This is a genomic window from Actinoplanes sp. DH11 (assembly GCF_020873875.1).
GTDB lineage: Bacteria > Actinomycetota > Actinomycetes > Mycobacteriales > Micromonosporaceae > Actinoplanes.
The window spans coordinates 24,589-50,414 of sequence record NZ_JAHWGU010000040.1 but is presented as its reverse complement, the minus strand read 5'-3'; the positions used below and the strand labels follow the sequence as shown (position 1 = coordinate 50,414).

The window sequence follows — 25,826 nt, the reverse complement described above, 5'->3', positions numbered from 1 at the left end:
TCAAAGCACACGAATGTCAAGGGGCACCTCGATCCGGGACGTCAGTTCGTCGGCGCTGATGCCGAACGTGTCCACGACCCGCACCCCCGACGGCTCGATCAAGAACGTTGCCACGTCCGTGTAGACACGTGTCACGCAGGCCTTCCCGGTCAGCGGGTAGGTGCAGGCGGGCACGAGCTTCGGCGTACCGTCCTTGGCGAAGAGCGTCATCATCACCCAGACCTCCTTGGCGCCGGCCGCGAGATCCATCGCGCCGCCGACGGCGGGGATCGCGTCGGGCGCACCGGTGTGCCAGTTCGCCAGGTCGCCGCCGGCCGAGACCTGGAAGGCGCCCATCACGCAGACGTCCAGGTGACCGCCGCGCATCATCGCGAACGAGTCGGCGTGATGGAAGTACGCGGCGCCGGGCAGCTCCGAGACCGGCTGCTTGCCGGCGTTCGTCAGATCCTGGTCGGCCTCGGCGTCCGGCACCACCTCGCCCATGCCGAGCATGCCGTTCTCGGTGTGCAGGACGACGCCGCTCGCCGGATCCAGGAACCGCGCGATCGCGGTGGGCTGCCCGATGCCGAGGTTCACGTAGGCCCCGGCCGGGATGTCCGAAGCGACCCGCCGGGCCAGCGCCTCCTTGTCCAGAGCCGTCATCGGGGCACCTCCACCAGCGTGTTCACGAAGATCGACGGGGTCACGACCGCCTCCGGGTCCAGGTCGCCGGCCTCGACGACCCGGGACACCTGCGCGATAGTCACCCGGGCGGCGGTCGCCATCACCGGCCCGAAGTTGCGTGCCGTCTTGCGGTAGACGAGGTTGCCGAGCCGGTCGGCCACATGCGCCCGGATCAGCGCCACGTCACCGTGGATCGGGTACTCCAGGACGAACTCGCGGCCGTCGATGACCCGCGTCTCCTTGCCCTCGGCGAGCGGGGTGCCGACACCTGTCGGGCAGTAGAACGCGCCGATGCCGGCACCTGCCGCACGCATCCGCTCGGCCAGGTTGCCCTGCGGGACCACCTCCAGCTCGATCTTGCCCGAGCGGTAGAGGTCGTCGAAGACCCAGGAGTCCGACTGCCGGGGAAACGAGCAGATCATCTTGCGTACGCGGCCCGCGGCCAGCAACGCCGCCAGCCCGGTGTCGCCGTTGCCCGCGTTGTTGCTGACCACGGTGAGGTCGCCGGCGCCGTGCTCGATCAGCGCGTCGATCAGCTCGACGGGCATGCCCGCCATGCCGAACCCGCCGACCAGCACGGTGTCGCCGTCCCGCACCGCGCCGACCGCCTCCAGCGCGCCGGTGATGGTCGTCCTCACGCCTGGTTCTCCAGGACCACTGCGAGGGCCTGCCCCACGCCGATGCAGATCGCGGCCACACCCCAGCGCTGGTTGCGCTCCCGCAGGACGTGGGCCAGGGTGCCGAGGATGCGGGCGCCGGACGCGCCGAGCGGGTGACCGATCGCGATCGCACCGCCACGGGTGTTGACGATCTCTGGGTCGATCCCCCAGGCATCGACGCACGCCAGCGACTGCACCGCGAAGGCCTCGTTGAGCTCGACCGCGCCCACGTCCGACCAGCCGATGCCGGCCCGGCGCAGCGCCTTGGCGGCGGCCTCGACCGGCGCGAACCCGAAATCCTGCGGGTCGACGGCGTGCGCGGCACGCCCGGCGATCCGGGCCAGCGGGCCGGTCCCGATCAGCGCGGCGGCCGACTCGGACCCGATCAGGACGGCGGCGGCGCCGTCGTTCAGCGGCGACGCGTTGCCGGCCGTGATCGTCCCCTCGGCGCGGAACGACGGCTTCAACCGGGTCAGCTTCTCGACGCTGCTGTCCGGCCGGATGCCCTCGTCCCGGGTGAGGTCGCCGGCCGCGACCGTCAGCTCGTCGTAGAAGCCCTCGTCCCAGGCACGCGCCGCCAGCACGTGCGACCGGGCGGCGAACTCGTCCTGCCGCTCCCGCGAGATCTTGTGCTTCTCCCCCAGCTGCTCGTTGCACTCACCGAGCGACGCCGTCCACTCCTGGGGCATCCGGGGGTTCACCAGGCGCCAGCCCAGCGTGGTGGAGACGGCCTCGAGGTTGCCCGCGGGAAACGCCCGGGACGGCTTCGGCAGCACCCACGGCGCCCGGGTCATCGACTCGACGCCGCCGACGACCACGACGTCGGCGTCACCGGCGACGATTGCCCGGGACGCGCCGATCGCGGCGTCCAGCGACGAGCCGCAGAGCCGGTTCACGGTCGCCGCCGGCACCGACGTGGGCAGGCCGGCCAGCAGCACCGCCATCCGGCCGACGTTGCGGTTGTCCTCGCCGGCGCCGTTCGCGTTGCCCCAGAGCACGTCGTCGATGCGGGCCGGGTCCAGCTCCGGCGTCCTGGCGAGCAGCCCGGTCAGGGCGGTGGCGGCCAGGTCGTCGGGGCGGACCTCGGCGAGCGCCCCGCCGTAGCGGCCGAACGGCGTGCGGACCGCGGCGTAGACGAACGATTCGGTCACTGCTGTTCCTCCAGGACACGTTGGGCGATGCGGAAGGCGGTGTTCGCGGCCGGTACGCCGCAATAGATCGCCGTTTGCAGTATCACTTCTTTGATCTCGTCGACCGAGAGTCCGTTGGTGCGGGCCGCGCGTACGTGCATCGCCAGCTCCTCGTGATGGCCGAGAGCGATCAGGGCGGTGAGCGTGATCAACGACCGGTCCCGGCGGGCCAGGCCCTCCCGGGTCCAGATCTCCCCCCAGGCGTACCGGGTGATCAGGTCCTGGAAATCCCTGGTGAACGCCGTGGTCCCGGCGGTCGCGCGGTCCACGTGCGCGGGGCCGAGCACCTCACGGCGAACCTTGAGGCCGGCCGTGCGGGCCGCGTCGAAGTGCTGGTCCAGCAGGAACGCGACCACCTCCGGGTTCTCGGCGGGCGCCAGGTGCGCGACGCCGTCGAGGACCACGAGCCGGCCGTTGACGACACCCTCCGCGATCAGGGCGAGGCCGTCCGGCGGCGTCGGCTTGTCGTGGGCGCCGGCCACGGCCAGGACCGGGGCGGCGATCTCGGACAACCGGTCGCGTACGTCGAAATCGGACAGCGCCTCGCAGGCCAGCGCGTAGCTCCCGGCGTCGGTGGCACGCAGCGCGGCGATCAGCGGCTCGGTGGTGCCGGTGGAGGCGCCGGGCGCGAACCAGCGTTCCCGGGAACCGGCCACGACGGCCTCGGTGCCCGCCTCGCGGACCAGGCCGGCACGTTCCTGCCACATCTCCGGCGAACCGATCCGGGCGCCGGTGCAGAGCAGGGCGGCGGCGCTGACCCGCGCCGGATGGTCCAGCAGCAGTTGCAGGCCGATCGCGCCGCCGATCGAGTCGCCGGCATAGAGGAACGACGCGCCTGGCCGGATCTGATCAGCGAGGTCGATCACCGCGCCGGCCAGGTCCGCGATGCTGAACGCCGCCGCGGCAGGTGCGGCGGCGCCGTGGCCGGGAAGGTCCAGGCCGACGACGTGGTAGAAGCCGTACAGGCGTTCGGCGCAGCGCCGCCAGAGCGTGCCGGCGCTGGTGCCGAGGGAGGCACCGAGCAACAGCAGCGGGCGGTCGGGTGCGTCGGTGAAGACGGTGGCGCTCAGCACGCGGTCACTCCTTCGCGCGGGCCACGGCCGCGTCGATGATCTGGTCGGTGGCGCCGCGGTACGGCTCGCCGGCGGCCGCGTCCGGGGCGATCGACCGCTGCTCGGCGTCGATGCCGGGGCGGGCCGCGGCCAGGTTGGCGGTCATCCAGGCGGTCTCCACCCGCAGGCCGCCGAGGAGTTCGGCGGTCTGCGCGCCGGCCGTGACCGTGCGGCGGGCCAGCGTGCGCAAGGTGGCCCACTCGACGTGCCAGCCGCCGTCCGGGCGTTCGTCGACGGCGGCGGACGCGGCGGCGTGCACCGTCGCGGCCAGCGGTGGCGCGGCCAGGGCGGCGCGGCGGACCAGGACGGCCAGGACCGGGTTCTGCTTGTTCGGCATCGCGGACGAGCCGCCCCGGCCGGGCCCCGCGTCCTCGGTCAGCTCGTGGATCTCGGGACGGGTCGCCACGAGGACGTCGTTGGCGATCCGGCCCCACGCGTCGGTGCAGGTCACCAGGGCGTCGGCGACGGCGGTGAGCGGGGCGCGGGCGGTGTGCCAGGGGTCGCGGACCCGCAGGTCCAGCGCGGCACCCACGGTTTCGATCAGGTCCCGGACCACGGCCGGCGAACCGGCCAGGGCGACCGGTGCGGCCAGGCTGCCGGCGGCGCCACCGATCTGGAGCGGCAGGTCGGCAGCCGCGGCGAGGCGGTGCCGGGCGTCGAGGACGCCGGTGAGCCAGCCTGCGGCTTTGAGACCGAAAGTGATCGGTACGGCGTGCTGGGTCAGCGTGCGGCCGGCCATCGGGGTGTCCCGGTGCTCGTCGGCGAGACGGGCCAGGGTGGCGATCTGCGCGGCCAGGTCGGCGCGGACCCGGGCGCAGGCGTCCCGCAGGCACAGCACCAGGGCGGTGTCCAGCACGTCCTGGCTGGTCAGGCCCTTGTGCAGCCAGTCCGCAGCGGCCGGGTTGTGCTCCTTCAGGCGGCCCCGGAGGAGCTTGAGCAGCGGGATGACCGGGTTGCCACCGGCCTCGGCGTCCCGGGCGACGGCGGCGACGTCGTCCGGGCCGACCAGCGCGGCCAGACCGTCCGGAGGGGGTGCGAGGCGGGCTTCGGGGTCGGCTACGCCGTGCAGGACCAGGGCGTCGAGCCAGGCGGATTCGACGCGGGTCATGGCGGACAGCACGGTCGCGTCGGTGAAGAGGTCACCGGCGCGGTCGTCGCCCGGCCACAGGAGGTCACTCACCGGCGGCTCCGGAGGGTATTGGCGATGCCCTTGGAGGCTTTACCCCGGGCCGGCGGAAAACCACGGGAGAGTGCGTCGCCCGTACTCCTCAATGCTCTCAAGCCCATGCGTCGCGCAGCCGGGGGTAGGTCAGGAAGACTGTCTCGTCGTCGCCCTGAAGGCGTACGTCGAAGATCAGGCCGCCCGGTTCGCGGGTCGTGATCAGGGTGGCGCGGCGGTCCGGCGCGACCGATTCGAGCAGGGTGTCGGCGGCGAGCACGTCCGGGTCGTCCGGCAGGTAGGCGCGGGTGAACAGCCGGTCCGTCAGGCCACGGGCAAAAACGGTCACGGCGAAGAACGGCGCGCGGCCCGGCTCGGTGGCGCCCGGTTCCAGCGTGGCGAACTGGTAGTGCCCGTCCGGGTCGGTGGCGGCACGCCCCCAGCCGGTGAAGGTCCAGCCGTCGCGGCGCAGCGAACCCGGCGCCTGCGGCACGTGGCCCTGCGGATCGGGCTGCCAGATCTCCAGGACCGCGTCGGGAACGGGCGCGCCGAGGCCGTCGGTGACCCGGCCGTGCAGCCGTACCGCGCGCGGGTGTGCCGGCGGGACCAGCTCGTTCATCAACGGATATTCGAGGCCCAGGTGGAAGAACGGCCCCACGGTCTGGCCGGGCACGGCGGTCATGCGACGTCCTCGTCGGTGTCGAGGGGGGTGCGGTGGGTGCCGGTGAGGACGATGTCCCAGCGGTACCCGGTGCTCCACTCCGGGGTGGTGAGGTCGTGGTCGTACTGGGCGATCAGCAGCTCGCGCGCCTTCGGGTCGGTGATCGACTGGTAGATCGGGTCGTAGCCGAAGAGCGGGTCGCCCGGGAAGTACATCTGGGTGACCACCCGCTGGGTGAAGTCGAGCCCGAACAGCGAGAAGTGGATGTGCGCGGGCCGCCAGGCGTTGCGGTGGTTGCGCCACGGGTACGGGCCCGGCTTGATCGTCTGGAACCGGTAGGAGCCGTCCGCGCCGGTGATGCAGCGGCCGACGCCGGTGAAGTTCGGGTCGTGCGGCGCCGGGTGCTGGTCGCGCTGATGCCGGTAGCGGCCCGCCGCGTTCGCCTGCCACACCTCGACGAGTTGCCCGGCCACCGGCCGCCCGTCGCCGTCCAGCACCCGCCCGGCCACCACCATCCGCTCGCCGATCGGGGTGCCGGCGTGCTGGATGGTCAGGTCGGCCTCGTCGTCGGCGACGTCGCGGTGGCCGAACGCCGGCGCCCACAGCTCGATCGACTCCGGGTCGATCAGGTGCGGTGGCTGCTTCGGGTGGCGCAGGACGGAACTGCGGTACGGCGGGTAGTCGTGTTTCGGTTGTGGGCCGCCGGGGTGCCGAGCTGCCGCTTCGATCTCCCGATTGATGTCAGCTTGGGACAACTCCATGTTCACGTCCCGGACGCTAGGCGGTGATGCGCGTCTCGGCGATAATCCTCTTCCGCTCAACGGAAAGGAGCCGGTGATGGGTGCCAGCGTCACGTCCCGTGCCCTGGCGGTCCTCGGGGCCTTCGACGCCGAGCACCGCAGCCTGTCGCTGACCGATCTGGCACGCCGGGCGGACCTGCCGCTGGCCACCGCGCACCGGCTGGTCGGCGAGCTGCACCGGTGGGGTGCCCTGGCCCGGGAGCCGAACGGCGACTACGTGATCGGCCGCCGGATCTGGCAGCTCGGCCTGCTCGCGCCGGTGCAGAGCGGGTTGCGGCAGGCGGCGTCGCCGTTCCTGCACGACCTGTACGGGACGACGCTGTCCACGGTGCACCTGGCGGTCCGGGACGGCCTCGAGGTGCTGTACATCGAACGGCTCGCCGGGCACGTGTCGGTGCCGGTGGTGAGCCGCGTCGGGTCCCGGCTGCCGATGCACGCGACGGGGGTCGGGAAGGTGCTGCTCGCGTACGCCCCGGAGGAGGTGCGCGTGGAGGCGCTGCGGCACCTGACCAGGATCACCGCGTACACCATCACCCAGCCGGCCCGCCTGCTGGAGCAGTTGCGCCGGGTCCGCGCCGAGGGGTACGCCACCACCGGCGAGGAGATGAGCCTGGGCGCCTGCTCGGTGGCGGTGCCGGTGCGCCACGGCGACACCGTGGTGGCGGCCCTCGGCATGGTCGTGCCCGACCTGCGCCGTCAGCTGCCCCGGCTGGTCTCGGCGCTGCAGGTCGCGGCGCACGGCATCGGGCGCACGCTCGCCGGGTCGGCTTCCGTCCAGTGGAAATAGGGCCTTGCCGGGCGGTCACCGCCTCCTCGACGCTGTGGGCATGCGTACCCAGGTCGCCATCATCGGCGCCGGCCCCGCCGGCCTGCTCCTCTCCCACCTCCTCGCCCTCGGTGGCGTCGATTCGGTGGTTGTCGAGACCCGTTCCGAGGACTACGTGGCGGCCCGCATCCGGGCCGGCATCCTCGAGCACTCGAGCGTCGAGCTCCTGGAGGCGGCCGGTCTCGGTGCCCGCCTCCGGGCGGAGGGCGACCACCACCGCGGCATCTACCTGCAGTGGCCGGGCGAGCGGCACCACCTGGACTTCGTGGACCTCGTCGGCCGCGGTGTGTGGGTCTACGGCCAGACCGAGGTGCAGAAGGACCTGATCGCGGCACGGGCGGCGGACGGCCAGGAGATCCACTACGAGGTGTCCGACGTCGAGCTGCACGACGTCGACGGCGATCGGCCGTCGGTGACCTTCGTCGACAGGGCCGGGCGGCGGATGCGGATCGAGGCCGACGCGATCGCCGGCTGCGACGGCTCGTTCGGGCCCAGCCGGGCGGCGGTGCCGGCGGCCGAGACGTTCGAGCGCGTCTACCCGTACTCCTGGTTCGGGATCCTCGCCGACGTCGCGCCCTCCACCGACGAGCTGATCTACGCCTGGCACCCGGACGGCTTCGCCCTGCACTCGATGCGCTCCGCCACGGTGAGCCGCCTCTACCTGCAGGTCCCGAACGGCACCGACCCGCAGAGCTGGTCCGACGACCGGATCTGGACGGAACTCGCCACCCGGCTCGGCCACGGCGAGAACGGCTGGAAGCTCACCCCCGGCCCGATCACCGACCGGAGCGTGCTGCCGATGCGCAGCCACGTGCGGACCCCGATGCGGCACGGCTCGCTCTACCTCGCCGGCGACGCCGCGCACATCGTCCCGCCCACCGGCGCCAAAGGCCTCAACCTGGCGATCGCCGACGTGGCCCTGCTCAGCAAGGCCCTGATCGCCCAGCTCAAGGAGGGAAACCCGGTCCTTGCCGATCGGTACTCCGACGACGCGCAGCGCCGGGTCTGGCGGTGCACGCACTTCTCCTGGTGGATGACGACGATGCTGCACACCAGCGGCGAGGCGTTCGACGCCCAGCTCCAGCTGTCCCAGCTCCGATGGGTGGCGAAGAGCCAGGCCGGAGCGACCGGCCTGGCCGAGAACTACGCCGGACTACCGATCGGGTACTGAACCGGCCTGGTCCCCCGACGCCGGCGGGTCCGTCGCCGCGATGGTCGGCGGCGGTGGCCCGTGATCGACGGCCTCGCGGTACGTGCCGGTCGGCAGCGTCGACGGCGACGCGTCCGGCGGTACCTGCCCGTTCGGCGAGGCCGGCTCCCGCGCCAGCAAGCCCTTGCCGAACGACGCGAGCGTTGCCAGGAACGCCACACCGAACGCGTTCTCCCAGTCGAACGTGGTCACGTTGAACACGCCGGCCACCATCGATGCCGACAGCGCGCTGAGGAACGTCTTCGCGAGCCGGACGATCAGATCCGGCCAGAAGGCCAGGTTCGTCTGCTTCGACAGGTACTGCACGGCGGTCAGCACCACCGACGAGACGAAGGCGCTGACCGCCAGCGTGATCGCCTCCCGCCAGGGCAGGCTCGCCACCGCGCCGACCGTGCCCACCCCGCCGGCCAGCAGGGTCGCGACGAACACCTGACCGGCCGACCACCCGCCCCGCTCCAGGAAGTCCAGGGCGACGGCTCTCCACTTCGGAACGACTTCCACGTCTGGTCTCACCTCAGTCCGCACAGCTGGATCCGATACCGGATATCGAGACTCCTCGCTGTGAAGATCAGGAATAATCCCCCGAACGGGTCAGCAACGCCCGGATCGCCGCACCGATCCCCGGGTGCACCGGGTACCGATGGGTCAGCCACCCGAAGACGGCGCGCGCGGCCGCGACGTTGTGCGCATAACCCGGCACCATCTCGGCCAGCGGCAGCACGTCGGCCGCGTACGCCCGCTCCACCCGCCGGGCCGGGTCGAACACATCCCGGTACGGCACCTCGCCACTGCTCAGCCGCAGCAGCGACACCACCCGGTCCACCGCGTGCGACTGAATGAACCGGGACGCGCTCAACCGCTCGCCACGCAACTCCCGGCGCAGACCGACATAGAGGTTGGTGAGCGCCTCGTTCAGGTGGAACTCCACGGTGTCGTACGCCGTGCGCGGCACCGGCGCCTGCGACTCGGTGAGCCCCGGCGGCGCGTCCGCCCGCCGCCACACCACCCGCGCCCCCGCGAACGGGATGCGGGGCAACTCCGCCGGGGTCACCACGACGTACTCCGCGAAGACACCGTCCTCGTACAGCGCCTTACGCCCGTTCCGCTCATGGGCGAAGCTGAACAGAATCGGGCACGGCGCTTCCAGCCAGTCGATCCGTTCCGCGTACCGCCACCGCGCCTTCTCGTCCACGACCAGGAAGAAGTCCAGGTCGGAGTGCTCATCCAGCCGCCCCCGCTGCGCGCCGGCCGACCCCAGGGCGAGAACGGCGACGACGTCGTCCCGGCCGGCGAGCAGGGCGGCGAGTTCGTCCAGGCGGCGCAGCGTCGGTTGCATCGTGCCTCCGGTGATATCGGTGGATGTCCTAAGGAGCTTCACCGATCCCCCGCCCCAGTCCAACCCCCTAGCGTCGACCGGGTGATCGAGAATCTGCTCGGCGGCCTGCCACCCGTCGCGGTCTACCTGGCGGTGGCCGCGCTCGTCACGCTGGAGACCGCCCTGCTCGCCGGTCTCGTCCTGCCCGCGGCCACCGCGCTCGTCGCGATGGGGCTCCTGGCGAACGCCGGGGTGGTGGCGGTACTGCCGGCTCTCGCGGTCGGCGCGGCGGCTGCCGTCCTGGGCGGGAACCTGGCCTATCTGGCCGGATCCCGCACCGGGCGACCTTCGGGCTCCGGGCGACTCGGGCGATTTGGACGGCTCGGACGGCTCGCGCGGCCTCGTCGCTCCGGGCCGCCCGGGCGGTTCGCCAGGCATGCGGACCGGGCCGGGCGGCTCTTCGTGCGGCACGGCGGCCGGGCGGTCTTTCTCGGACAGTGGGTGGTCGGCGCTCGTACCCTCATGCCCCGGCTGGCCGCGCGCCAAGGCGTACCCCGCAAGCGCTTCCTCGCCTGGCACACACCGGCGGCGATGCTCTGGGCCTGGTGGATGGTGGGCGCGAGCTACGCGGCAGGGGCGAGCTACGACCTTCTCGCGGCACGCGCCGGGCGCGCGGCAGGCGCCCTGGCCGCGCTCACGATAATCATTCTCGGACTTATCCTTGCGGGACGGTGGTCAGGCCAAAACCCGGACATGGTACGCGCAGCCGCCGTAACGCTGCGCAGATTCACCCCGTTCCGCAGGCTCGAGGGCAGCCGGTCGCACCCCGCCGCATTGGCATTGCTGAGCCTGGGATCCCTCGTCGTCGTGGCCGTCCTGCTGGTGCCGGCAGTCCCCGCCGTGGTCCGCTTCAGCGGCCTCGCCGCCACCGACGACGCCGTGGCACGGTGGACACGGTCGCAGTGGACGTCGGACGGCTACCTGTTCGCCCTGGAGACCGCCACTACCATCGTCCCCGCCGTCCTGATCGCCCTGGCCGCCGTGGTCGCCCTCATCCGCCGGTTGCTGTCCGGAGCACGGCAGTTGTCCGAGGCACGGCAGTCCCCCGGCGCACGGCAGTCATCCGGGGCACGGCAGCCGGCCGGAGCACGGCAGCCGGCCGGAGCACGGCAGTCGCCGGCGGCGCGGCGGCGCGGGCTCGGGCTCGGCTCCGCGGCCGTCCGGCTGGGCTGGGCCGGCCTGCTGGAGGCCCTGGCTCCGGTCCTGCCCGCCGCGGTCCTGGCCACGGTGCTGGCGCTGGCCGTACCGCCCGGCTGGCAGACCACGCAGACCCTCGTCTTCCCCACCCCCGACGAGTTCGACGGCCGGTTGCCCGTCGACGCCACCGCGATGGCCCTGGCCACCATGTCCGCCGGACAGACCGCCCAGGTGGCCGCCGCAGCCGGCCTGCTCGCCTGGATCGTCGCCCGCGGCCTGCCCTGGCGCCGGCAGGTCGCCGTCTGGACGGTCGCCGCCACGGTGGTGACGCTCTGCGCCGGCTCCTGGATCTACCTGGGCTGGAGCCGCACCAGCGAAACCGTGGCCGCCGTCCTCCTCGGCGTCGCCTGGGCAGCCCTCAACGCGGCCTTCTGGTCCGGCCGGACGTCCACCCCGGCCGGCACCCACCGCGCCGGCCGACCAGAAACGGTCACCATCTCGAGGCCACCGGAACCAATGCACCGACCGATGGCCGCAGCCACCGCGAGCCGAGCCGCGTAGTCACGACACCCTCCTGGCCCGGCGCGGACCTTGAGGTTCGTCCGGGTGCGGCGCGCCCATGAGGCCGTCGCGCTCGTGCCCTAGAGACCGTCGGGGATGTCCCTATGGCCCTTTTCGGAGCGCTTCTGCCGGTTTGTGAGGTGGAAGGCTGGGGTGCGCAGGATGTGGGCGCGGCATTCGAGTGTGGCGTGGTGCTTGCTGGCCGTCGACTCCGTTGCCGTCCCTGGATCAGTAGCTCAGGCCGGCTGCGTTGGGGCGGCGCGACGGTGTTGATCTGCTAGCGATGCGAAATCGCTGTGATCAAGGGGTTGAAACCGCGATTTCGCATCGCTAGCAGATCAACATCTCGCCAGGGCCAGCGCGCCCGGCACCACCGGGCCAAACCGGGGACGCGGGGTTGCTGAGCGGGCGGCATCGGCTGGGCGGCGCGGGTGAGGCACGGCGCGTCTGGGGGCGGCGCGGGTAAGGCACGGCTGGGGGCGGCGCAGGTAAGGCACGGCTGGGAGCGGCGCGGGTGAGGCACGGCTGGGAGCGGCGCGGGTGAGGCACGGCTGGGGGCGGCGCGGGTGAGGCACGGCTGGGGCTGTGGGTGCCGCGAGGGGTCGGCGGGAGGGCCGACCCGGCCCTCCCGCGGCGGGGATCAGCCGAAGTCCGGTGCGGGGCCGAGGGTGTTGAGGGGGCCCACCGCCATCTGTTCCTCGTACCGGAAGTGGCTCTCCAACCGGTCCGTCAGCTCGGCCAGGTCGGTGCGCAGGCGGGCCGGGTCGGTGTGTGCCGGGTCGTAGGAGTCGACGAGGGTGCGCAGCTCGCGCTGCAAGCGGGCGACCGTGGCGTGGTCCTCGCCGAGGCGTTCGAGGACCGGTGTGAGTGCGGGGAAGCGGCGCGCCAGCATGGGGAAGGCGCCGCGGTCCTCGCCGGTGTGGTGCTGCTCGACGGCGGCGCAGAACTCCCGGCAGTGGGCGTGCAGCTGGTGGACCAGGGCGGACCGTGATGAACCGGCACCGTCCGCGATCAGGTCGTCGGCCTGCCTGCGGAGGGCGGCGAGTTCGGCGCGGAGCCCGTCGTGGGCGGTCACCAGGAAGTCGCCGAGGCCGCGGGCGTGTGCGGGGTCGAGCCGGGTCAGCGTGACGACCGGGATGGGACGGGTGGTCTTCTTCTGGTAGTCCGCGAAGCCGGGCTCCCGGGCGACGACCTTGGCGAAGAGCGCATCGCGTACGGGGCCGGCCGGCGCCTCCGCGACCGCCTGGAACGTCTCGGTGCCCGTCTCGACGGTCACGATCGGGTGCTGGCGGATGTTGTGGTACCAGTCCGGGTTCTTGTCCGCACCCATCGCGGACGCCACCACCACCGGCACCCCGTCGATCACCAGGTAGGCGAGCGGGCTGGTCCGGGGCTTGCCGGTGCGGGCGCCGACGGTGGTGAGCAGCGCGAGTGCGGACCCCTGGAACGGGCCGCCCACCCGCCCGCCGTTGGCGCGGAATTCGTCGATCACCTGGCGCTGGAAGGTGGTGAAGTCGAAGCCTGTGTCGGTCATGCGTTCCCTTCGATCCGGTTGTCGGACCGGAGCAGGGCAGCACAGTGGGAGGTCAGGGCACAGCGAACCGGAGGACACCACGACGCACCGCCGTCGGGCGGTCAGCGGGAAATCAGCATCGGGGTGGGCGAAGAGACGGATCTGTGCCGATCTCTCAACAGTGAAGCCACTACCTCCGGCGTAGGCCCATACGGGGCGCGCAGCCACCATATCCGCCCGGCACCGGGGGCCGCAACGCCCGGGCGGGACCGGGTCGCCGGAACGCACAAATCCGGAGCAATCCTCACGTTACGCTGCCCTGAAAGCCGCCCTGAAAAGCCGCCCGAGCGCAGGAAGACGCGTACCCATGAAGCGCACCATCCGCCGTTCCGCCCTGGCCTCCGCCGCCGCCGTCCTGCTGGTCCTGGCCGGCCTCAGCGCGCCGGCCTCGGCGGCGGCCGTGTCGCTCACGCTGAGCAAGACGTACGGGCCCAGCGGCGGCGGTGGCACCCTGCTCGCCTCGGTCTCCACCGGCACGCTGCCCGCGCCCTTCCCCGCGGGGACCACGCCGGTGGTTCAGTTCCAGTACGTCGGCACCGGGTCCACCGGCTGCAACACGACGGCCCGGCCGGAGACGGCGATCGCCGCCACCGGCACGACCGCCACGGCCGGCGTGCTGACCGTGGACAGCGGCAAGGTCAAACGGATCACCGCGTGGAAGATCGTCTTCCAGGTACCGACCGGCCCCTCCACCCGCGACCCGGCCGTGAACACGACCGGCCTGGTGCTCGCCGGTTCGCAGGTGCAGGCCAAGTGGAGCGTCTGCGTCTACGACACCCTGAACCCGACCACCGGTTCCCTGCTGGGCACGGCCGCCTACACGATCGCGCTGCGGCCGACCATCACGTCGATCCTGCCGGCCAGCAGCGCGGCCGGCGGCGGGCAGACGATCACGGTGAACGGCACCGGCTTCACGGCGAACCCGGTCGCGCTGACCGGCTCGATCGGCGGCGCCCCACTCACCAGCATCCGGGTCTCCGGCAACGGCAACAGCTTCACCGCGACCACCGGGCCGCGGGCGCCGGCGGCCGGACTCGACGTGACGGTGGTGACGCCGGGCGGCACGGTGAGCAGCCTCGACCCCGACAACGACCCGAACACGGCGGACACCCCGATCCCGTTCGCCTACACCAACGCGATAAGCGTCTCGCCGAACACGGCCACGGCCGGTGAGACCGTCACCCTGGACGTGACGGGGGCGGGCTTCTCCCAGCTGAACGTCGACACCAGTGGCGTCCCCAACCCGACGAGCAGCCAGGCGCACGTGTTCCTGGTGGCCGGGGCCTACGACTCCAACAGCAACCGTGGCGTCGCCGAGTGCCTGGTGGCGGTGGTGGTCAGCGACAACGAGCTGGTCTGCGACGTCAACCTGACGGGGGTGCCGGACGGCGCCTACATCCTCACCCTGGTGGCGGACGGGGCGCCGGGCGCGGCCAGCCCGAACCCGTCGATCATCAGCAGCGGCGCGGTCTTCGTGGTCGGACCCTACTGAGCCGTCGGACTCTCCTCACCGAACGTGCCGAACAGGGCGTCCACCAGCTCCGGGCGGGTCCAGTAGACGGAGTGCGCGTACAACTGCTCGGAGAGCAGGTGCTCCACCCGGACGTCCTGCGGCCCGTCGAAGATCCGGCCGGCAACGAACCCGAGCGGGTCGAGCGGGTGCCACAGATTGGTCCAGCGGGCGATGGTGTCCGGCAGGGGAAGCCGCTCCCCGCGGTACGCCCCGACCCGCTCCCGTGGGTCGACGATGTGGAACAGCGGCCACTGGCAGCCGAACGTGACCAGGCCGGCGGTGTGCACCGGCCGCTCCGGGTCCAGCGCCAGGTCCAGCGCGATCACCGCGCCGAGGCTGTGCCCGACCAGGTGCACGGCGGTCGCCGCGGTCTCACCGGCACCCGGCACCGCGGCCCGGATCTCCTGCCGGACGCGTTCCCGGATCTGCTCGCCGTGCCGCTGGTAGACCAGGATGTCGCCGAGCGTCCGGGCCACGTACTCGGCGTGCCGGGTGCGGAACCAGGTGTAGAACCGTTCGCCGGCCGAGGCGAGCGCTGCCCCCGCTACCCGGTCCAGTTCGGGCAACCGGCGGCCGATGACGCGGCGGATCCGGCCCGGGTCGCGGACCGCGTGCTCGTCCTCGGCCAGTTCGTCCACGACCGCGGCGGCCAGGGCAGCGGCCACCTCGGTGAGCAGAGCCGGATCGCCGGTGTCGCGCAACCGCCCGGTCTCCGGCCAGAACTCGGCGATCGCGGCCCGGGCCTCGTCGGCGACGTGTGGCGGGACCGCGCCACGCACCTCGTGGTCCGGCGGGGCGTCCAGTCGCGCGGCGACCGCGTCGAGCACGAACACCAAGCCGTCACCGGCCCCGGGCGGCAGGTCCGGGCCCCGGACCTCGCCGGGCGGCAGGTCGCCGCGAACGGGCCGACCGCCCCGCGACTCCGGCATCACCAGTTCGACACCGAGGTCGGCCGCGCCCAGGTCACCCCAGTACGTCGGGTACATCCGCCACCGCCCGAGCGACGCCTCCCGCAGCGCGGTCACCCGCTCCTCGATGAGCGATCGGCTGCGGTTGCTGATGCCGTGCACCACGAACACCGGCCGGGAACTCACCACTCACCTCCGGGCGTGACGACCGCGGCCGGGTCGCCGTAGACGGCGTACGCCAGCCCGGTCGGATCCGACTCGTCCCCGGCCACCGCGCGGCGGGCCGCCAGCGACGCCTGGCCCAGCGGCAGCCCGCCGACGAACGCCTCGTAGAAGGCGACCGCGAACACCCCGGCCGTGTCCGACCGCACCGCCCACGACGACCCGACGAACGCACCGGCACCGGCCCGCAGGAACCGGTCCGCCCAGCCGCCCATCAGCGTGTCGTAGGAGCCGCCGTCCAGGCTGCGGCAGGCGTTGAAGAAGACCAGCGGGCACCGGCGGTCCAGCGCCACCCCGCGCACCGCCTTGGCGAGCGCCACCGGCTGGAACGGTCCGTCGCTCATCTGCACCCCGCCGCCCCGGCCGTCCTCCGGCTGCGCCTGGTGACAGGCCAGGTGCAGCAGGTTGAAGTCGCCCGCGTCGATCCGGGCGACGAGTCGTTCCTGCGTGCCCGCGCGGTCCGGCTCACCGGGGTCGACGAGCAGCCGGTACACCTTGCGGATCTCGTCCTCCGCGGCCGGCGGCGGGTTGCTGCCGACCACGAAGACCGGGTCGGCGAGCGTGAGCGACCGGGCCGCCGGGCGCGTGCCGGTCTGCCGGACCAGGGGCATCCGGTCGACCAGGAAACCGTCGCCGGCCGGGTCGGTGAGCAGCTCCCACGGGACCGTGCCCACGTCGGTGCTGAGGGTCAGGCCGGTGACGCCGGGCCGGGTCAGCCGGGCGGTCACCTCCTCCCGGACCGCCGGTGGCACCAGGTCCCACAGCGTGATCCCCCAGTCCGCCATCCGCCGGCGGGCGCGGCCCGGCGTGAAGGTGGTGCGGCCGGTCGCCATCTGGTGCGCGTCACGCAGGATGTCGCGGATCATGCCGGGCGGTGCGGCGGCGGCGGACACCGCTGGCAGGTCCGCGCCGATCACCCGGAAGGCCAGGCCGCGCGCGGAGCGGTCGATCTGGAGGGTGACGCCGCCCGGCTCGGCGGCGGCGAGGTGGTCCATCCGGGCGGTCAGCGTGCGCGGCGCCTCGGTCGGTCCGGCGGGATCGACCACGACGGTACGGGTCATCGCGCTCACCTCGCCACCGCCGTCGGCCAGGAACGCCCGGACCCGGACCTCGTGCCGCCCGGCGGCCGGTGCGGCGAGCACGAACAGCACGGTCTCCGAGTCGGTGTCCGGCCGGACCCGGACCCGCTGCACCTCGTCGTTCTCGATCAGCAGGGTCTCCGAGGCGACCGAGATCAGCACGTCCACCCCGGACGGCGGGATCGGGAACGGCCGGACCGGCACACTGCCCGGGCCGCCGTCGAGGGTGATCGCGGCGTGCAACGCCAGCCGCTTGGCGCCCCGGGACCGGCCCGGCAACGACGTGGTCAGGTACCGGGCGGGCGGCGCGGTGCCGGGTTCGGCGCGCAACCGGCTCTCCACGGTGCGGATCTCCGCCCGCGCCCACCGTTCCAGGGCGGGGTCGGCGCGCAGGGCCCGGTGCAGGGCGAGCTGCGCGAGCGGACCCGGACGCTTGGCCAGCGCGTCGGTGAGCAGGCCGGCGATCCGGCCGGCCTGACCGGGATCCGCCAGCAACCCGGGCAGCCGGTCCCGGGCCTGCTCGGCGATCAGCCTCAGAGCCTTCTCGTCGGGGCTCATCCGGGTGTCCTCCCTACGCGCCGGTGAAGGTGAAGGCGGCCCAGAGGGCGGGATCGCGCCAGGGCCGATCGGTGGCGTCGCCGGCCGCGAAGACGCCGGGCAGCAGGGCGGCGGCCACCTCCTCGGGCAGCCACGGCTCGCCGGCCTCCAGCGCGGCCGCCCAGCGGTCCTCGACGTCGGCCGGGGTGGCGTCGCGCAGCCAGCGCTGTGCCCCGGCCAGCGCGACCGCCGGATCCACCGGGTGCCCGCCCGCCGCCGGATCCGCCGGAGACGGTCCGGCCGACGGGTCGAGCGCGGGCATCCAGCGGTGGTAGAACTCGGTCATCAGCACGGCCGTCGCGTGGTCGTCGATCGCCCACATCGACGCCACCACCCCGGCCACCCCCGCCTGGAGCAGCCCGGTCGGCAGGTTGATCACCTCGTCCGGCAGGGTGCGGCCGGGGACGAAGGTGTCGCAGGCGGAGAGTACGGCCAGCCGCAGCCGCAACCGCATCGGCAGGACGTCGGCCAGCCGCAGCGACGCCCCACCGGCCAGCCGCACGGCGCTCTGCAACGGTTCCGGGTCGGCGACGCCGTGACAGCCGAAGTGGGCGACGTCGGTGGCAGGGAGCTTCGCCCGTACGCCCTCGAAGGTTGCCTCCGCCCCCACCAGGATCTCGTTGTCCGCGAAGGCCGCCGCGGCGGCCGCGCCCTCCCACCGCGCGTGCGGCAGTCGCAGGTCCGCCGCCTCCGGGTCGGTGACCGCGAGCAGGCGGCGCGGGACGACCGTGGCGGCCAGGTCACGGGCCGCGGCGAGAGCCCGGGCGTTCGGCGTGTACGCCGGCACCACCTCGTCGATCAGGTAGCGGTGACCGGACGGCCGGGTCGCGTCGGTGCGGCGGGCGGCGTGCACCGGCAGCATCGCGGTGAGACCGGCCGGCACCAGGGTGATCCGCCGCTGCTCCGGCCCCGCGGCGGAGGTGAGCGGCAGTTCCGCCAGCAGCGGGCCGCCGACCGCGTCCCACAGCCAGTCGGTGAGCCCGGCCAGATGCCGGGTCCAGGCGCCCCGGGCGGCCGCCGACCGGGACCGGGACCGGGCCGCCGGCACCGTCGCCCGGTGCTTCTCGGCCCAGTCGTGCACCCGCCGATCGGTCAGTTCCGGCAGCCGCACCTCGGTCACCGTGCCGTCATGCACCACCAGGGCCAGGCCGGAACGTTCGGACGCGACCAGGTACACCAGCGGGTGAGCGGCGACGGCCGCCACCTCGGCGAAACGGACCGGCGCGAGGAAGCTCTCGAAGCCGGGAATCGCCTGGATGGCACCGATCGCGTCGGCCAGCTCGGTGTGCGCGACCCGCAACTCCGCGGAGAACCCGGTCTCGGCGGGCGGCGCGGCGAGCGTCGACCCTCCATCATGGGACACGTGCGGCGGCTCGCTCGAAGTCATCGAACCCTCATTCCGTTCCTCGTCACGGCTCTGCTCGCGATCGCCGTGACCCTGATCTGGCAATCCGGTCTGGAGACCGCCGACCGGGTGGCCGGCGTGGGAAGTTTCGTGCTCGGCTCGGTGACGCTGCTCGTCGCGCTGCGCACCCGCGGGTCGTCCGGCGGCCGCCCCCTCGACGAGCACCGGGCGGCGCTGCGCGAAGCGGTCCGCGAGCAGTGGCGGGCCGAGGAACGGCTGCGCCGGGTGCAGGACCCGGCGCCGATCCCGGTCCGCTGGGCGCTGCCCGACCCGGCGACCGGGGTGCAGGACCACTGGGCCAACGTGCGCCGCGCCGGCGGTCCCGGCGTCGCCGCCCTCGACCTGGCCGGACGCATCGAGGACATCACCGGCGTGTTCCGCCGGATCCCGTCGCGGCGTCTCGTCGTGCTCGGCGACGCCGGCAGCGGCAAGTCGGTGCTGCTGATCCGGCTGGTGCTCGACCTGATCGCGACCGGCGACCCGGACGACCCGGTCCCGGTGCTGCTGCCGCTGACGTCCTGGGAACCGGAACAGCGCGACTTCCCGGGCTGGCTCGCCGACCGGCTGACCGCCGACTACCCGGCGCTCGCCGCGCCGCACCCCGGCTTCGGCACCGTCGCGGCCGCGCTGCTCGCCGGCGACCGGATCCTGCCGGTCCTCGACGGACTCGACGAACTGCCCGGGCCGGCCCAGGCGGCGGCGCTGCTCGCGCTGAACGCGGCGCTCCCGCAGCCGGCCGGGTTCGTGGTCGCCGCGCGGACCGAGCCGTACCGGGCGGCGGTCCACGCCGGCGACGTGCTGACCGGCGCCGCGGTGATCCGGTTGCAGCCGCTGACCGTCGCCGACCTGGGCGGGTACCTGACGCTCACCGCACGGCCGGGCGGCGGCCCCAGCACCCTCTGGGGCCCGGTGCTGCGCCGGCTCGCCGCCGGGCCGGCCGGCGGCCCCGCCGGAGCCGTTCCTGGTTCGGCCGGCGGCCTCGACGCGGGCGCCGGGGCCGGGCGGGCTGCCCTGGTCGCCGGGGTGCTGTCCAGTCCGCTGATGACGTCGCTGGCCCGGGCCGCCTACAGCGACACCGGCGCCGACCCGGCCGAGATGTTCGACGCCCATCGCTTCCCCACCGCCGCCGAGCTGGAGAAACATCTGCTGGACAGGGCGGTGCCGGCCGGCTTCCGGCGCGGCCTGTCCTGGCTGGCCGGGCACGCACCGGCCGACATCGCCTGGTGGCGGCTGACCGCCGCGCTGCCCCGGCCGCTGCTCGGCGGCATCGGCGCGGCCATCGGCGCCGCGACGTTCGCGGCCGTCGCCTTGTCCCTCGGCGCCGGCACGCGGGTGATCGGGGCGACGGCCGTGCTCGGCGGCGCCGCCACCGCACTCGTCGTGCTCCGGCAGCCGCTGGTGCCGGCGGCCGCGCGGCTGCGAACCGGGCGGCGGACCCGCGGTCTCTGGGTGCGCGGCCGGACCGGGCCGCCCACCGTCGGAGTGGTGGGCTGGCTGACCGGTGGCGCGGCCCTGGCGGCGACGCTCTGGTTCACCGCCGGGCCGCTCGCCGCGCTGGCCGGGTGCGGGGCGATCGCCGCGGCCCGCGCCCTCGACGTGTGGCTCGACGTCCCCGCCGACGTGACAGCCGCGGCGAGCCCGGCCGCGCTGCTGCGCTCCGACCGGCGTACCGCCCTGACCCGCGCCGTGATCCGCGGCGGCATCCTCGGCGCCACCGCCGCCGCTCTGATCAGCGCCCCGGCCGGCCTGGCCGTCGCCGCCGCGGCCGCCGTGACGAGCGTCCTCTTCACCGCCTGGGGCCGGTTCACGATCGCCCGCGGCTGGCTGGCCCTGCGCGGGCGCCTCCCTTGGCGGCTGATGACGTTTCTGGCGGACGCGCACCGGCGGGGGCTGCTGCGCCAGGCCGGCGGGGTCTACCAGTTCCGGCACGCCCTGCTGCGCGAACGGCTGCTCAGCGAACCCCACGCCGGCGCCTCCTGACCGGCCCGGTGAACCGGCAGGCCACGAAGGGCCCGGCATCCCCGCCACGCCGGATCCGATCAGCGAGCGAAGAAAGGGCTTCCGCCAGGCGTACGGGTGGGCGTGACTGAAAGGGATCAGCGGACCGATACCACCGGGCGAAGCGTTCGGGTCTCACGCGGCGGGGGCCGTCGGGGTGGCTGCCGCGATGTCGATCACGAGCAGGGAGAGGTTGTCGGGGGCGCCCGCCGCGAAGGTGTCGTCGCGCAGGGTGGTGGCCAGGTCGGCCGGGTCGGTGAGGCGGCAGGCCTTGCGCAGGGCGCGGTCGTCGAGGGCGCCGTGGATGCCGTCGGTGCAGAGCAGGTAGCGGGCGCCGGCCGGGTCGGGCGCGGACTGCTGGACGAACGGGTCGAGCGGGTCGGCGGGTGGGTCGCCGAGGGCCTGCGTGACGGTGGAGCGGCCGGAGGCGTGGTCGACGCTGAGCTGTTCGAGGTAGCCGTCGGTGACCCGGTAGACCCGGCTGTCACCGACGTTGAAGACGCAGACGCCGTCCGTGGTGAGCAGCAGACCGGCCACGGTGGTGCGCATCCCCGCGGTGGCCGGGCTGCGGGCGGCGGTGTGGTGCAGGCTTTCGCCGATCGCGACGAGGCCGGCGTGCACGGCCTCCGCGGTGTCCCAGCCGGGGTGGCGGGCGGCCAGGTCGGCGACGGCCAGGCGGCTGGCCAGGTCACCGGCGTTGTGGCCGCCGAGCCCGTCGGCCACGGCGAACAGCAGCGGTGGCGGTCCGGCGGCGGTCAGCTGGACGACGCGCGGCTCGGTGGCCTGGCTGATCCAGTCGAAGGCGAGCACCGCGTCCTGGTTGCCGGGACGGACCGCACCGCGTCCGGTGAGTGCGGTGACGCGTACCCCCGTCATGCCGCACCCGCGCGGCGCACCCGGGCCCGTAGCACGCTCGCGAACCGCAGCTCGTCGCCCTCGTGGAGCTGTCGGCGGGACCCGTCCTCGACCTGCCGGTCGTTGACGAAGGTGCCGTTGGTGGAGCCGAGGTCGCGGACGAACAGGGCGCCGTCCTCGACCCAGACGATGGCGTGCTTGCGGGACACCCGGTCGTACGCGCTCAGCGACGCGGCGATCGCACCCAGATCCTCGGACCGCCCGATCCGCAGTTCGCCGCGGTCGATCGGGACCGGGCCGAACGGGAACTCCAGTTCGAATCGGGCGCCGGGCGCCGCCGGCCCCGCACCGGGCGCCGCCGCCGGCCCGGCGTAGGCCGCCGCCTCCGCCGCCATCCCGAGGTTGTGCAGCGGGCAGGTGCCGTCCGGGTCCAGCGGGTTGCCGCACCCGGGTTCGGGGCACACCGGTTCCGCCGGCGTCACCTCGGGTTCCAGGAACTCCATGCACCCCGGTTGCGGGCACATCGAACCGCCGGCCGTCTGCGGGCCGTGCACCGGGCAGCTCAAGGTCGCCATGACACCCCTTCCAACTCGATGCCCTGGTCGCGCAGCGCACGCTGGACCCGGGCCAGGTCACCGCGACCGGGGATGCCGATCATCCAGACGCGTTCGTCGTCGACCTGGAGCTGCAGTTCCGGTCGCTCACGTTCGGCGTTCGCCCATTCGCCGAACCGCTGCTCGCCCCGTTCCGAGCACGGGATCAGCCGCTGGTTGGCCGAGCCGCGCCACAGCAGGTCGGTCGGCTCGGTGATCCGGAACGGCCCGGTGATCAGAGCGTCGATGCCCGGGTACGCCTCCGGGCAGCGCCGCCGGAACTCGTCCCACTCCACGCCGGTGTAGCAGAGGACGTCCCAGTCGTCGTCGAGCGCCCGCAGCCCGTGCACGAGTTCACCCAGCGCCGCCGGCTGCTCGGACGGTTCCCCGCCGGTGATCGTCACGCCGGTGGTGCCGTCCGCGTGTGCCGCGCACCAGGCCAGGACGTCGGCCACGGCGATGTCGTGCTGCGGGCCGGCCACCCAGGTGTCCCGGGCGACGCAGCCCGGGCAGCCGATGCCGCAGCCCTGCACCCAGATCCCGATCCGGCGGCCCGGTCCGAGCGTGGTGACCGGGTGGTGCAGCCGCGCCAGCCGCAGGTTCATCCCATCACCAGCTCGTAGTTCTGCCCCTGGCGTTCGATCGCCTCGACCCGCAGCACCTGGCCGGGCACCGGCGGGCGGGCGAACAGTTCCCGGGCGAGCGGGTTGAGCAGGATGCTCTCGATGGTGGCGACGATGCCGCGGCCGCCGTTGCGCGGGTTGTAGGTGGCGTCCTGCAGCAGTTCCTCGCGGGCGGTGTCGCTGAACTCCAGGGTCGCGTCGAAGTTGCGCAGCACCGCCTCGGCGACCCGGCCGATGGCCCGGTCGGCGATCTGCGCGGCGGCCTCCGGGCGCAGGAAGTCGAAGACGACGATGCTCTGCTCGACCCGGTTGAACAGTTCGGGACGCCCGATCAGGTGCCGGAAGAAGACTTCGATGTACTGCCGGACCTTCTCCTCGATCTCCGGCAGTTCCTGCTCGTCGGTGACGTTCTCGACCGGCTTGCCGTCCTCGTCGGGCACCACGATGCCGAGGTTGGTGGTGAAGACGATGAGCGCCTCGGTGAAGTAGACGGTGCCGCCGCGGCCGTCGGTGAGCCGGCCGTCGTCCAAGATCTGCAAGAACTTGTCGAGCAGTCTCTGGTGCGCCTTCTCGATCTCGTCGAAGAGGACCACCCGGAACGGCTGCTGCCGGATCCCGTTCGTCAGCTCGCCGCCCGCGTCGTGGCCGATGAAGCCGGGCGGCGCGCCGATCAGCCGGGCCTCGGAGTGCTCGGCGGAGAACTCGGACATGTCGAAGCGCAGGTAGGCGTTCTCGTCGCCGAAGAGCAACTCGGCCAGAGCCTTGGCCAGCTCGGTCTTGCCGACACCGGTGGGTCCGGCGAAGAACAGCACGCCACGTGGCTTGCTGCGGCCACCGGTGTGCGCCCCGGAGAGCCCGGTCGCGGAGCGGGCCAGGATGTCCAGCACCCGCCGTACGGCGTCCGGCTGCCCCAGTACCCGGTCGCCGAGTTCCTTCTCCGCGGTGCGCAGCCGGTCCCGCAGGCCGGCGCTCTGCCACGGGTTGTCGGGCACGCCGACCCGGAACGCCCGGACCGCGTCGTCGACCCGGCTGCCGGGGATGCCCGCCGCACCGGCCAGCCGGACCACGTCGCGCATGCTGCGCAGCCGCATCCCGTGGCTGGCCTCGGCGAACCGGCGGGCGATGGCGTGCCGGTCCGCCGGGTCCTCGGGCATGTCCGGCAGCACCTGCACCATCTCCTGCGCGGTCTCCAGCCGGGCGGTGAGGTCCGGTTCCGGGATGCCGGTGATCCGCAGGGTATGGTTGCCGCTGGCGAACCAGGCCGGCAGGTCGTGCTCGCGGTCCAGCACCCAGAAGACGGTGTTGTAGCCGTTGCCGACCGGGGTGGCCCGGTAGGCGAGCCGGTCCGCGGTGGCCAGGAAGAGCCGTTCCTCCGGGGAGAGCTGCAGGTCGCCGGTGAAGAGCCGGGCGGCGTCGCTGAGCACCAGCGCCACCGGCGGGTTCGCGGCGCGGCGGCGGGCCAGGTCGGTCACCGCGGTCACCAGGTCACGGACCTGCGACATGTGCAGCGGCCGGCCCACCTCGACGTCGGCCTCGCGCAGCACCGCCTGCGCCGCGGCCATCCCGCCCTCCGGCACGTGGTGGGCGATCTCCACGCCGACGCCGGTGGAGTAGACGAGCAGGGCGCCGTAGCCGCGCGCCTGGGTGACGTTCCACAGCGCGTCGGTGAGGACCATGAAACGCACCCGGCCGGCATGCGCCGGGTCGGGCAGCCGGTAGAGGTCCCGGACGTTGCCGGTGAGCAGGATCTGCGGGTGGGCGCAGAGCGCCAGGTCGATCTCGCGCAGCCAGGCGGGCAACGGCTCTGCGTCGACGGCGGGTTCGGGGTTCACAGCGTCTGCTCCCTCTGCTGCTGCCGGGCGGCGTGCGCGGCCCGGACCGGGACGAACTCGTCGGCGACCGCCTGCACCGGCCGCCGGCCCGGTTCCTGCCGGGCCATCTCGGCGACCTCGACGCCCTGCTTGCGCATGCGCCGGGTCACCACGTCGTAGTCGTCGCAGAACTTGCGCTCCGCACCGACGTCGTCGGCAGGGGCCACGTGGGTGCTGCGGGCCCGCACCACCTGGGTACGGATCACCGGATCGTCCCGGTCCAGCAGCACCTTGACGCCGTACCCCCGGCCGTCGCTCATCCCGGCGTAGGCCACCCCGGCGTCGGCGAGCCGGGTCTCGAAACCCTCCGCCACCTGGTAGCCGAGGTCGGCGAGTTCGGTGCGCAGGGCGTTCGCCACGGCACGGCGGCGGCGGGCCCGGTCGGCGCGTTCCACGACGGCGTCCACTTCGGCGCGCAGCCCGTCCGGGACCTCGGTGACGCGCTGCTCGACCAGCCGCTCGATGCGGGCGCGCAGCCGGTCCGGCTCCTCCCCCGTCACCGTCTCCAGCGGTGCGGCGACGGCCTGGAGCTCGCGGCGGGCACGGTCGACGACCCCCTCGGCGCGCTGCTCCTCGCGTACCCGCTTCTCCAGATCCACCAGCAGCAACCGGGCCCGGCCGTCGGAGGCGCCGCCGGCGATCTCGGCGGCAGCCGCCACGCAGGCCGCACGGGTCTGCGCGGGCGTCGCCGCCGGGAGGCGGGACACCAGGTCGGCGGCGCGCCCGGCGGCGGCCTGACGGCGTTCGGCATTGCGGCGGGTACGTTCCTCGGCCGCCCGATCCGGCACCGCCACCGCCGGCACGGTCTTCTCGGCCGGCGCCGCGGCCGGTGCGGGTGCCACCACCGTGTCGTCCCAGACACGCGCCCCGGTGGCGGCGTCCGGCACCGCCGGGCCGGCCGCGAGCAGCCCGCTGACGTCGCTGCGCGAGGCGGCGCTCACCGCGTCGCGCAGCGTGTCCCGTTCCCGGCGGGCCAGTTCACGCAGCTCGGCGGTGGCCGCGGCGATCCGGGCCGGTGACTGCTTCGGCTTGGCCTGCCGGCCGGCCGGCACCTTGGCGATCCGGTTGCCGTAGACGGACCGGTAGGCCTGCGCCTCGGCCCGCAGCGCCTCCACCTCGCCACGGGCCACGACGTAGCGCTCCCATTCCTGGCGCTGCTCGCGGGCGAGCCGCTCGGCGGCGGTCTCGACCACGTATCGGGCGCCGGTCATCGAGCTCATGCCGGTTCTCCTTCCG

23 protein-coding genes and 1 pseudogene are annotated in these 25,826 nt (G+C 73.8%); 5 read left to right on the top strand and 19 right to left on the bottom strand.

Annotated features, from left to right (window positions below):
* The 8 genes and pseudogenes from LPA41_RS37070 to pcaH all read right to left on the bottom strand — a co-directional run bounded on the left by LPA41_RS37070 (nucleotide 1) and on the right by pcaH (nucleotide 6,205).
* On the bottom strand, nucleotides 1-642 hold the full coding sequence (locus LPA41_RS37070; protein ID WP_229075961.1) for a 3-oxoacid CoA-transferase subunit B: 642 nt from the start codon (nucleotides 640-642) through the stop codon (nucleotides 1-3).
* Nucleotides 639-1,301 carry a 3-oxoacid CoA-transferase subunit A gene (locus LPA41_RS37065; protein ID WP_229075960.1) on the bottom strand — a complete coding sequence of 221 codons (663 nt, stop codon included), beginning with the start codon at nucleotides 1,299-1,301 and terminating at the stop codon, nucleotides 639-641. The genes LPA41_RS37070 and LPA41_RS37065 overlap by 4 nt, the downstream gene beginning before the upstream one ends.
* Nucleotides 1,298-2,473: a thiolase family protein gene (locus LPA41_RS37060; protein WP_229075959.1), complete on the bottom strand. Its 1,176-nt coding sequence runs from the start codon at nucleotides 2,471-2,473 to the stop codon at nucleotides 1,298-1,300. Before LPA41_RS37060 ends, LPA41_RS37065 begins: the two co-directional genes overlap by 4 nt.
* Nucleotides 2,470-2,853 carry a 4-carboxymuconolactone decarboxylase gene (pcaC, locus tag LPA41_RS43435; RefSeq protein ID WP_374238261.1) on the bottom strand — a complete coding sequence of 128 codons (384 nt, stop codon included), beginning with the start codon at nucleotides 2,851-2,853 and terminating at the stop codon, nucleotides 2,470-2,472. The genes LPA41_RS37060 and pcaC overlap by 4 nt, the downstream gene beginning before the upstream one ends.
* An 18-nt stretch (nucleotides 2,854-2,871) precedes the next feature.
* A pseudogene (locus LPA41_RS43430) lies at nucleotides 2,872-3,585 on the bottom strand (alpha/beta fold hydrolase); the annotation flags it as partial.
* A gap of 4 nt (nucleotides 3,586-3,589) precedes the next feature.
* A complete protein-coding gene (locus LPA41_RS37050) occupies nucleotides 3,590-4,804 on the bottom strand; it encodes a lyase family protein (protein WP_229075957.1) in 1,215 nt (404 codons plus the stop codon).
* Between the two features lie 97 nt (nucleotides 4,805-4,901).
* Nucleotides 4,902-5,465 (bottom strand): protocatechuate 3,4-dioxygenase subunit alpha, encoded by a 564-nt coding sequence (pcaG, locus tag LPA41_RS37045; protein WP_229075956.1) that lies wholly within the window; start codon nucleotides 5,463-5,465, stop codon nucleotides 4,902-4,904.
* Nucleotides 5,462-6,205 (bottom strand): protocatechuate 3,4-dioxygenase subunit beta, encoded by a 744-nt coding sequence (gene pcaH / locus LPA41_RS37040; protein ID WP_229075981.1) that lies wholly within the window; start codon nucleotides 6,203-6,205, stop codon nucleotides 5,462-5,464. Before pcaH ends, pcaG begins: the two co-directional genes overlap by 4 nt.
* Nucleotides 6,206-6,281: 76 nt before the next feature.
* On the opposite strand from pcaH, the gene LPA41_RS37035 reads away from it, so the two are divergent.
* Together LPA41_RS37035 and LPA41_RS37030 are read left to right on the top strand one after the other, a co-directional pair.
* A complete protein-coding gene (locus tag LPA41_RS37035; protein WP_229075955.1) occupies nucleotides 6,282-7,031 on the top strand; it encodes an IclR family transcriptional regulator in 750 nt (249 codons plus the stop codon).
* A 40-nt stretch (nucleotides 7,032-7,071) separates the two neighbouring features.
* Nucleotides 7,072-8,241, top strand: a complete 1,170-nt coding sequence (locus LPA41_RS37030) for a 4-hydroxybenzoate 3-monooxygenase (protein ID WP_229075954.1) — start codon at nucleotides 7,072-7,074, stop codon at nucleotides 8,239-8,241.
* On the opposite strand, the gene LPA41_RS43135 is transcribed toward LPA41_RS37030, so the two are convergent.
* Together LPA41_RS43135 and LPA41_RS37020 are read right to left on the bottom strand one after the other, a co-directional pair.
* Nucleotides 8,224-8,781 (bottom strand): holin, encoded by a 558-nt coding sequence (locus LPA41_RS43135; RefSeq protein ID WP_229075953.1) that lies wholly within the window; start codon nucleotides 8,779-8,781, stop codon nucleotides 8,224-8,226. The two genes, LPA41_RS37030 and LPA41_RS43135, sit on opposite strands and share 18 nt — an antisense overlap.
* Before the next feature lie 67 nt (nucleotides 8,782-8,848).
* Nucleotides 8,849-9,616 carry a nucleotidyltransferase domain-containing protein gene (locus LPA41_RS37020; protein WP_229075952.1) on the bottom strand — a complete coding sequence of 256 codons (768 nt, stop codon included), beginning with the start codon at nucleotides 9,614-9,616 and terminating at the stop codon, nucleotides 8,849-8,851.
* An 81-nt stretch (nucleotides 9,617-9,697) separates the two neighbouring features.
* Here LPA41_RS37020 and LPA41_RS37015 point away from each other — a divergent pair, with 81 nt between their 5' ends.
* Nucleotides 9,698-11,353: a DedA family protein gene (locus LPA41_RS37015; protein ID WP_229075951.1), complete on the top strand. Its 1,656-nt coding sequence runs from the start codon at nucleotides 9,698-9,700 to the stop codon at nucleotides 11,351-11,353.
* A gap of 640 nt (nucleotides 11,354-11,993) precedes the next feature.
* On the opposite strand, the gene LPA41_RS37010 is transcribed toward LPA41_RS37015, so the two are convergent.
* Nucleotides 11,994-12,887 (bottom strand): nitroreductase/quinone reductase family protein, encoded by an 894-nt coding sequence (locus LPA41_RS37010; RefSeq protein WP_229075950.1) that lies wholly within the window; start codon nucleotides 12,885-12,887, stop codon nucleotides 11,994-11,996.
* Between the two features lie 346 nt (nucleotides 12,888-13,233).
* On the opposite strand from LPA41_RS37010, the gene LPA41_RS37005 reads away from it, so the two are divergent.
* On the top strand, nucleotides 13,234-14,418 hold the full coding sequence (locus tag LPA41_RS37005) for an IPT/TIG domain-containing protein (protein ID WP_229075949.1): 1,185 nt from the start codon (nucleotides 13,234-13,236) through the stop codon (nucleotides 14,416-14,418).
* Here the strand turns inward: LPA41_RS37005 and LPA41_RS37000 are convergent.
* From LPA41_RS37000 to LPA41_RS36990, 3 genes are read right to left on the bottom strand one after another with little or no spacing between them, the layout of a single operon-like run.
* The gene (locus LPA41_RS37000; protein WP_229075948.1) at nucleotides 14,412-15,533 is read right to left on the bottom strand and encodes a lipase family protein; all 1,122 of its coding nucleotides are present in this window, start codon (nucleotides 15,531-15,533) and stop codon (nucleotides 14,412-14,414) included. The two genes, LPA41_RS37005 and LPA41_RS37000, sit on opposite strands and share 7 nt — an antisense overlap.
* Nucleotides 15,530-17,206: a CHAT domain-containing protein gene (locus tag LPA41_RS36995; protein WP_229075947.1), complete on the bottom strand. Its 1,677-nt coding sequence runs from the start codon at nucleotides 17,204-17,206 to the stop codon at nucleotides 15,530-15,532. Before LPA41_RS36995 ends, LPA41_RS37000 begins: the two co-directional genes overlap by 4 nt.
* Nucleotides 17,207-17,219: 13 nt before the next feature.
* Entirely contained in the window at nucleotides 17,220-18,632 is a 1,413-nt protein-coding gene (locus tag LPA41_RS36990; RefSeq protein ID WP_229075946.1) for a CHAT domain-containing protein, read from the bottom strand.
* On the opposite strand from LPA41_RS36990, the gene LPA41_RS36985 reads away from it, so the two are divergent.
* Complete coding sequence (locus tag LPA41_RS36985; RefSeq protein ID WP_229075945.1) at nucleotides 18,609-20,630, top strand: NACHT domain-containing protein; 2,022 nt, start codon at nucleotides 18,609-18,611, stop codon at nucleotides 20,628-20,630. The genes LPA41_RS36990 and LPA41_RS36985 overlap by 24 nt on opposite strands.
* Before the next feature lie 153 nt (nucleotides 20,631-20,783).
* Here LPA41_RS36985 and LPA41_RS36980 read toward each other — a convergent pair whose 3' ends face one another.
* From LPA41_RS36980 to LPA41_RS36960, 5 genes are read right to left on the bottom strand one after another with little or no spacing between them, the layout of a single operon-like run.
* Complete coding sequence (locus LPA41_RS36980; protein WP_229075944.1) at nucleotides 20,784-21,524, bottom strand: PP2C family serine/threonine-protein phosphatase; 741 nt, start codon at nucleotides 21,522-21,524, stop codon at nucleotides 20,784-20,786.
* Nucleotides 21,521-22,078, bottom strand: a complete 558-nt coding sequence (locus tag LPA41_RS36975) for an FHA domain-containing protein (RefSeq protein ID WP_229075943.1) — start codon at nucleotides 22,076-22,078, stop codon at nucleotides 21,521-21,523. Before LPA41_RS36975 ends, LPA41_RS36980 begins: the two co-directional genes overlap by 4 nt.
* A complete protein-coding gene (locus tag LPA41_RS36970; protein ID WP_229075942.1) occupies nucleotides 22,066-22,701 on the bottom strand; it encodes a 4Fe-4S cluster-binding domain-containing protein in 636 nt (211 codons plus the stop codon). Before LPA41_RS36970 ends, LPA41_RS36975 begins: the two co-directional genes overlap by 13 nt.
* A complete protein-coding gene (locus tag LPA41_RS43130) occupies nucleotides 22,698-24,551 on the bottom strand; it encodes an AAA family ATPase (RefSeq protein ID WP_229075941.1) in 1,854 nt (617 codons plus the stop codon). Before LPA41_RS43130 ends, LPA41_RS36970 begins: the two co-directional genes overlap by 4 nt.
* Nucleotides 24,548-25,810: a hypothetical protein gene (locus tag LPA41_RS36960; RefSeq protein WP_229075940.1), complete on the bottom strand. Its 1,263-nt coding sequence runs from the start codon at nucleotides 25,808-25,810 to the stop codon at nucleotides 24,548-24,550. Before LPA41_RS36960 ends, LPA41_RS43130 begins: the two co-directional genes overlap by 4 nt.
* Nucleotides 25,811-25,826 lie beyond the last annotated feature (16 nt).